Source organism: Psychrobacter immobilis, assembly GCF_904846175.1.
Lineage (GTDB): Bacteria > Pseudomonadota > Gammaproteobacteria > Pseudomonadales > Moraxellaceae > Psychrobacter > Psychrobacter immobilis_E.
Genome location: NZ_CAJGZM010000024.1, coordinates 1 through 1,689, shown reverse-complemented (window position 1 = coordinate 1,689; position 1,689 = coordinate 1). Strand labels below are relative to the sequence as shown.

The 1,689-nt window shown below is 50.6% G+C and carries 1 protein-coding gene; it reads right to left on the bottom strand.

What is annotated here, in order from left to right:
• Positions 1–68 precede the first annotated feature (68 nt).
• A protein-coding gene (locus tag JMW39_RS13145) for an IS3 family transposase (RefSeq protein ID WP_227679533.1) occupies positions 69–1,624 on the bottom strand; the annotation gives its coding sequence in 2 pieces (ribosomal slippage) (positions 69–1,171 and positions 1,171–1,624; 1,557 coding nt in all).
• Between the last annotated feature and the right edge of the window lie 65 nt (positions 1,625–1,689).

Genomic DNA, 1,689 nt, shown 5'->3' with positions numbered 1-1,689 from the left:
CGGAGTTACAGCTGTTAGTAAAACATAGTTCCGGAGTTTTTCAAGGTAGTTGTCACCATCAAGCTAAATTAAGCGGCTTGTAATCTTTGCTGTTGTTGCTCTTTTACAGGATTTAGCGTTGTTGGCCCTACAGGCTCGCAGTTCCTCACCTCCTGAGTTCCCCAGCGTATCGGGTTTTCATCTTTAGCGCGCTGCATCGTGAGCAGACGCTTCGCCAGTACTTCCTTATCCTCACCCGTATGGCGCTGATTGGGCGTCACAAAGTTCAGCTGACTGTGCTTATGCTCATTGTTGTACCAGCGCGTGAAGCTCAGCATCCATCGTCTTGCCGCATCTAAGCTCTTAAAGCCATCGATAGGCCAATTAGGGCGATACTTGCAGGTTTTAAATAAAGACTCTGCAAACGGGTTGTCATTACTGACACGCGGTCTGCTGTAAGAGGTGAGTACCCCAAGCTCATACGCTTTCATGCGCATGGTTTGAGCTTTCATCGGTGCCCCATTGTCTGAGTGTAGCACCACCCCAGTGTGCAATGCATTCTCACTGATTAAAGTACGCTCAAGCAGCTGAGCTGCCAGTACACCTGACTCGTGGTCATAAACCTCCCAGCCAACAATTTTACGGCTATAGACATCCTCTATCATGTACAAATAATAGAACTGACCCCGTACCGGACTTGGCAGATAGGTGATATCCCAGCAGAACACTTGGCAAGGGCCAGTGGCAGTAAAGGTCTTTGGGGCGCTTGAGGCTTTAGGGGCAAGTGCACGACCGCGGTGAGCCAATTGCTCATGCTGCCTCAGCACCCGATAAAAGGTAGACTCTGAGCCATGATATATCCCCTCATCAAGCAGGGTCGGTACAATTTGGGTGGGCGGCAGACTGGCAAAGCGGGGCTGATTGCACACGGCTAGGATGGCGGCTTGTTCAGAGGCGCTCAGTTTATTCTTAGGAGCTTGGCGCACGGCGTCACACCGTTTATCACCATTCACGTGACCTGCGCGGTACCAGCGCCGATAGGTGCGGATGCTAATGCCAACTTCAATACAGGCAAGGTTAAGTCTGGCTCCTGAGTGATTGGCCTCTTGTATCCAGTCTATGTATTGCTTGCGCTTAGGGAGCAAGGTCAGTCGTCCTCGTGCTCCTCCCAAAACGCTTCCAACTTTTTTCGCAATACCAGTAAGGCGGCAGTTTCAGCTAAAGCCTTTTCTTTTCGAGCAAGCTCTCGGGTGAGTTGTTTGATCTGTTTGCGATCGCTCTGCTGCTGACGCTTGTCTTTCAGGCTTTGTTGTTTGCTGCTGCTAAAGCCTTGTAAGGCGTCAGTACGCCACGCTTTGATTTGCTCAACATATAGGCCTTTGCTGCGGCAGTATTCGCTAAGTTCACTCTCGCTTAGGGTGGCCGTCTCTATAATGGTGGCAAGCTTGGTTTCGCTTGACCAGTCATCGGGGGTTTTGTGGTTTGATGGCATAGGGTGACCTTGTTGTCGGGCTTGGGCACGCCAATTATACAGGGTCTGTAGTCCGATGCCTTCACTTCTTGAAACCTCGGCAACACTTAGGCTCAGCGGGGGTAGCAGTTTGCTGAGTATAGCCTGTTTACGTTCTTCGCTATATCGTGGCATGATGTGTCCTCATTGTCCCCTTTGGAATTATTATTTAGGGGTGACAACTATCCTGCCATAGGGGG